The organism is Mitsuaria sp. TWR114 (assembly GCF_007997345.1).
On the sequence record NZ_VOSR01000518.1, the window covers coordinates 1 to 4796 of the forward strand.

The window sequence follows — 4796 nt, forward strand, 5'->3', positions numbered from 1 at the left end:
ACGACGGCCAGTGGCGCGCCCTGTTCACCGCCGGCGCGAGCGTCTCCTCCGGCAACAGCGACTCGACCACCGTCAACCTGAGCGGCGAAGCCGTCAAGGCGAGCACCACCGACAAGCTCTCGCTCAACGGCCGTGCGATGTACCTCAAGGACGACGATTCGGACTCCGAGCAGCGCTACGCCTTCGGCGCGCATTACCAGCGCGATCTCACCGATCGCATCTTCGGTTTCGGCCAGTTCGACGCGCTCAAGGATGAGCCGGCCAACCTGTCCTCGCGGCTGTCGGTGGGCGGCGGCGCCGGTTACCACCTGATCAAGCGCGACGACCTGACCTGGGATGTCTCCGGCGGTCTCGGCTACACGCACGAGCGCTACGTCGCGCCCGCCATCGTCGACGGCGTCACCCGCAGCCGCTACGGCAACCTCGAGGTGCTGCTGGCCGAGGAGTCCAACCACAAGGTCTCCGACAACACGACGCTCAAGCAGCGGCTCGCCTACCTGCCCGACCTGCGCAACAGCGGCGAGTACCGCGCGACCTTCGACGGCGGCCTCTCGGTCGCGATGACCAAGCGCCTGAGCCTGACCGCCACCGTCCAGCACCGCTACGACAGCAATCCCGGCGAAGGCCTCAAGAAGAACGACACGCTGTTCATCACCGGCGTGTCGTTCAGGATCGACTGAGCCCGGCGCTCAACGTTCCATCTGGCGCGGGCCGGGTTCGCCGCGGCCGCGCGGCGGTTCCGCACGCGGCGCCGGCGCCGGTGCCGGACGGGATGGCTCGGCGCGCGGTGCCGGCGCAGGCGCTGCCGGGCGGGGGACCTCCATGCGCGGTTGCGGCTGCGGCATCGGACGCGGCGCTTCCACGCGCGGCTGCTCCATGCGCGGTTGTTCCATCCGCGGCTGCGGACGCTCGAAGCGAGGCTGCTCGGCGCGCGGCGGCTCGAAGCGCGGGGACTCCACGCGCGGTTGCTCGATCCGCGCCGGCGGCGCCACGCGCACCGGATCCTGGCGTTCGGGCCCTTGCCAGTCGCGGCCACGGTGGCCCCAGTCGCCCCGGCCGTTGCCGCGATCGTTAGCGCGATCGTTGCCATGGTCGTTGCGCTCCGCGCCGTCCTGGCCGCGCGGACGCCACGGATCCCGGTCACCTTCACGTCGCTCGGATGGACGCTGGACGTCCGGACCACGCTGCGGCACCACCGTCTGTGCCGCCGGTGACGGCGCGGCCGTGGGCAGCTGGGGTCGGACGGTGGCCGCGTCGGGTTCCGGTCGGATCACGCCGCGCACTGGCCGGCTGTCGCCGGGGCGTGCGTCGCCGATGTTGTCCGGACGGCCATCGCCATTGCGGTCGAGGTAAGGCCGACCTTCGCGGCCATCGGGGCGACCATCCGGGCGGCCGTCACGGTCGCGGTCGATGAACGGTCGGCCGTCCGGGCGGCTGTCGGCCTGCCCGCCCGGCCGCGGCGGCCAGGAGCGCTGCGGCTGCAGCGCCGTGGCGGGCAGCGGCGCGGCCACCGGCCGTTGCGTGAACAGGGCGCCATGCTCGCGTTCATGGCGGTAGTACGGGGGGCGCTCGCCCGGCCGGACGACGGTCGCCGGATTCGGCCCCGGATTGACCCGGCGCCAATAGGCCTGGCTGTAGCGGTAGGACGGCGTCCACGCCTCGCGCGGCGCCAGCGGCACCCAACCACCGTAGCGCGGCGGGCGGACGACGTCCGCCCCCGACGACCACGCCGACCGAGATCCCCGGCCCCACCCAGCCCACCAGCGCGGGCGCGTAGGCCGGCCGGCGCACGTAGGGCCCCGGCACCCAGCACCAGCGGTCGCGCCAGTAGGCCCAGCGGCCGTAGTGGAAGGGCGCGAAGCCCCAGGGCATGTCGTCGACCCAGGTGTAGCCCCAGCGGGCGCTCCACATCCAGCGGCCGTAGCGGTACGGCGCCCAGTCGGCCACGACCACCGTCGGCACCCACACCGCGCCGTAGTCGGGGCTCTGCTCCCAGGCGCCGTAGCGCGCCAGGTCCTCGGCGCCGGTCATCTCGGGCGACACATAGGGCACGGGCGTGCCGCTGCCCACCAGCGGCTGCGCGCCGAGGTCGCGGTTGTCCTCGAGGATCAGCCGCGCGAAGCCATCCTGCTGCAGCGGCTGGCGCTCGGTGCGCGGGCCGTTGTCCCACCAGAACTCCGCCTGCTCGTTCGTGCCGAGCCAGACCGGCTGCGCGTCGGTCGCGCGCGAGTCGAAACGCAGCTTGCCCTGCCAGGCCTGCGCCTCGCTGCCGCGGTCCAGCTGCGAGACGCGGTACAGGCCCTCGCGCTCGAAGCCGAAGCGGCCCTCCAGCGTGCGCAGCGTCCATTCATCCGCCGACTCCTGGCCGCGCACGCGCAGCCCCACGCCGCCCTTGACGATCTGCACCGCGATGCGGGAATCGGCGAGCGCGTTGAACTCGATCTCGCTGCGCTGGTCCATCCACAGCGTCGCCGTCCCGATCGTCACCGTGGCGCCGCTGCCGTCGTCGGCGCGCAGGCGGTCGCCCTCGCCGACGGTCTGGTTGCGGTGCATCTGCACCCATTCGCGCTCTTCGGCGTCGTACAGCCAGACGGTGCCGGTCATCTCGGCCAGTCGTCCGGCGCGGGACGGGGGGTCCGCCCAGGCCGGCGCATGCGCCAGCGCCGCGGCCAGCGTGAGCAGCAGCATTGCCAGGGTCATCAGCCAACGCGCCCTCGGCACGCCGCCGGCCATCGATTCAGGGACTCAGTCATGACCAGTAGCCTCCCCCGGAGGACGCCGGGGCTGCGGGACGCGGAGTTCCGCGATCGTTTCTTAACGCGGCGACGACAAGCCGGTGCACGGATGCTTACAACTTGTCGCCCTGTTGCCGAACCGTCAATCGGGCAGCGTACACCTGCGCCGAGCGCCGGCGCCGGGCCGCCTCAATCGTCGGTGTTCGGGTCCAGGCCCGGGAACAGGACCTCGGTGAAGCCGAAGCGGCTGAAGTCCTTGATCCGCATCGGATAGAGCGTGCCCACCAGGTGGTCGCATTCATGCTGGACGACGCGGGCATGGAAGCCCTCGGCCTCGCGGTCGATCAGGCCGCCGAAGGCGTCGAAGCCGCGATAGCGGATGCGGCTCAGCCGCGGCACCACGCCGCGCAGGCCCGGCACCGACAGGCAGCCTTCCCAACCCTCCTCGGTCTCGTCGGTCAGCGGCTCGATCGTCGGATTGATCAGCACCGTCATCGGCACCGGCGGCGCCTCCGGATAGCGCTCGTTGCGCTGGAAGCCGAACACGACCACCTGCAGGTCCACGCCGATCTGCGGCGCAGCGAGGCCGGCGCCGTTGGCGGCCTTCATCGTGTCGAACATGTCCTCGAGCAGCGTGCGGAGCTCCGGCGTGTCGAAGGCCTCGACCGGCTGGGCATGGCGCAGCAGGCGGGGATCGCCCATCTTCAGGATCTCTCGAACGGCCATGGCGGGGTCCTCAATGCGGTGGGCTTCCGGGGAAGCGTGGGAACGGGCGAACGGGGAACGGGAGCAGGAGCGCGGAAAGAGCGCGTCCTGCGCGCGACGGCGCCCAAGGGCGGCATCGCGTAACCTGCGGGCCATTCTAAGAACCCGACCCGGAGACCTCCCGTGAGCGACAACACCGCCCTGCCCCCGGCCCCGGCATCGCTGCCGGCCTACCTGGAAGCGCTCGGCCCCGGCCTCTATGCCGTGGACACCGCCTTCCAGCGCGACCACTTCGATGCCGCCTTCCTGGTCGTGGACGGCGGTCGGGCGGCCTTCATCGACACCGGCACGCGCCATGCGCTGCCGCGGCTGCTCGGCGCGCTGGAGGCGCTGGGCCTGCCGCGCGAGGCGGTGGACTGGGTGATCCCGACGCACGTGCACCTGGACCACGCCGGCGGCGTCGGGCCGCTTATGGCGGCGCTGCCGTCGGCCACGATGCTGGTGCACCCGCGGGGGCTGCGGCACATGGTCGATCCCTCGGCGCTGTGGGCCGGCGCGCTGGCCGTCTACGGCGAGGAAGAGATGCGCCGCTCCTACGGCGAGCTGGTCGGCGTGCCGGAGTCGCGCGCCCAGGCCAGCAGCGACGAGCAGCGCATCGCCGTGGGCGCCCGCACGCTGCGGCTGATCGACACGCCGGGGCATGCGCGGCACCACCACTGCCTGTGGGACGAGGCCAGCGGCGGCTGGTTCACCGGCGACACCTTCGGCCTGTCCTACCGCGAATTCGACGATCCCGAGCGGGGCGCCTGGATCCTGCCGACCAGCACGCCGGTGCAGTTCGAACCCGACGCGCTGCGCGACTCCATCCGCCGGATGATGGCGACGCGGCCGTCACGCATGTACCTGACGCATTACAGCGCCGTCGGCCGCGATGCGGCGGACGTCGAGCGCCTGGCGGCGCTGCTGCTGTCGCAGATCGACGAGATGGTCGCGATCGCGAGCGGCCTGAAGGACGCGCCCGATCGGCACGCCGCGCTCAAGCGCGAGCTGCTCGCGATGTTCCAGCGCCGGGTGCGCGAGCACCTCGGCGACCGGATGGCGCCCACGCGCGTGGCCGCCCTCCTGGCGATGGATGTCGAGCTCAACGCCCAGGGACTGGGCGTGTGGCTGGACCGCCTCACGCGTCGAGGTTGAGCTCCTGGATCTTGCGCGTGATGGTGTTGCGGCCGATGCCCAGTTTCTGCGCGGCCTCGATGCGGCGGCCGCGGGTCAGGTCCAGCGCGGTCAGGATCAGGCTGGCCTCGAAGCGGCGGGTCAGCACGTCCCAGACGTTGGGCTCGCCGGCGGCGAGCAGCC

6 protein-coding genes are annotated in these 4796 nt (G+C 72.3%); 2 read left to right on the top strand and 4 right to left on the bottom strand.

The window, feature by feature from the left end; all coding sequences use genetic code 11:
• Positions 1-680: YdiY family protein (locus tag FUT87_RS18140; RefSeq protein WP_147241931.1), on the top strand; the 680-nt coding region annotated here is incomplete at its 5' end.
• Between the two features lie 9 nt (positions 681-689).
• Here the strand turns inward: FUT87_RS18140 and FUT87_RS31440 are convergent.
• The 3 genes from FUT87_RS31440 to def all read right to left on the bottom strand — a co-directional run bounded on the left by FUT87_RS31440 (position 690) and on the right by def (position 3461).
• Positions 690-1511 carry a hypothetical protein gene (locus FUT87_RS31440; RefSeq protein WP_310735248.1) on the bottom strand — a complete coding sequence of 274 codons (822 nt, stop codon included), beginning with the start codon at positions 1509-1511 and terminating at the stop codon, positions 690-692.
• 34 nt (positions 1512-1545) lie between these two features.
• Positions 1546-2700 carry a DUF6600 domain-containing protein gene (locus FUT87_RS18145; protein ID WP_147241932.1) on the bottom strand — a complete coding sequence of 385 codons (1155 nt, stop codon included), beginning with the start codon at positions 2698-2700 and terminating at the stop codon, positions 1546-1548.
• Positions 2701-2924: 224 nt separating this feature from the next.
• Positions 2925-3461 (bottom strand): peptide deformylase, encoded by a 537-nt coding sequence (gene def, locus FUT87_RS18150; RefSeq protein WP_147241933.1) that lies wholly within the window; start codon positions 3459-3461, stop codon positions 2925-2927.
• Positions 3462-3623: 162 nt separating this feature from the next.
• Between def and FUT87_RS18155 the strand changes: the two genes are divergently transcribed.
• Positions 3624-4634 (top strand): MBL fold metallo-hydrolase, encoded by a 1011-nt coding sequence (locus FUT87_RS18155; RefSeq protein WP_255511903.1) that lies wholly within the window; start codon positions 3624-3626, stop codon positions 4632-4634.
• On the opposite strand, the gene FUT87_RS18160 is transcribed toward FUT87_RS18155, so the two are convergent.
• The coding region (locus FUT87_RS18160; RefSeq protein WP_310735249.1) for a helix-turn-helix domain-containing protein at positions 4618-4796 on the bottom strand (179 nt) is incomplete at its 5' end. The two genes, FUT87_RS18155 and FUT87_RS18160, sit on opposite strands and share 17 nt — an antisense overlap.

Excerpts from the sequence above, each read along its gene's own strand:
- def (WP_147241933.1), bottom strand. The coding sequence starts at position 3,461 with ATGGCCGTTCGAGAGATCCTGAAGATGGGCGATCCCCGCCTGCTGCGC.
- FUT87_RS18145 (WP_147241932.1), bottom strand. The coding sequence starts at position 2,700 with ATGACCCTGGCAATGCTGCTGCTCACGCTGGCCGCGGCGCTGGCGCAT.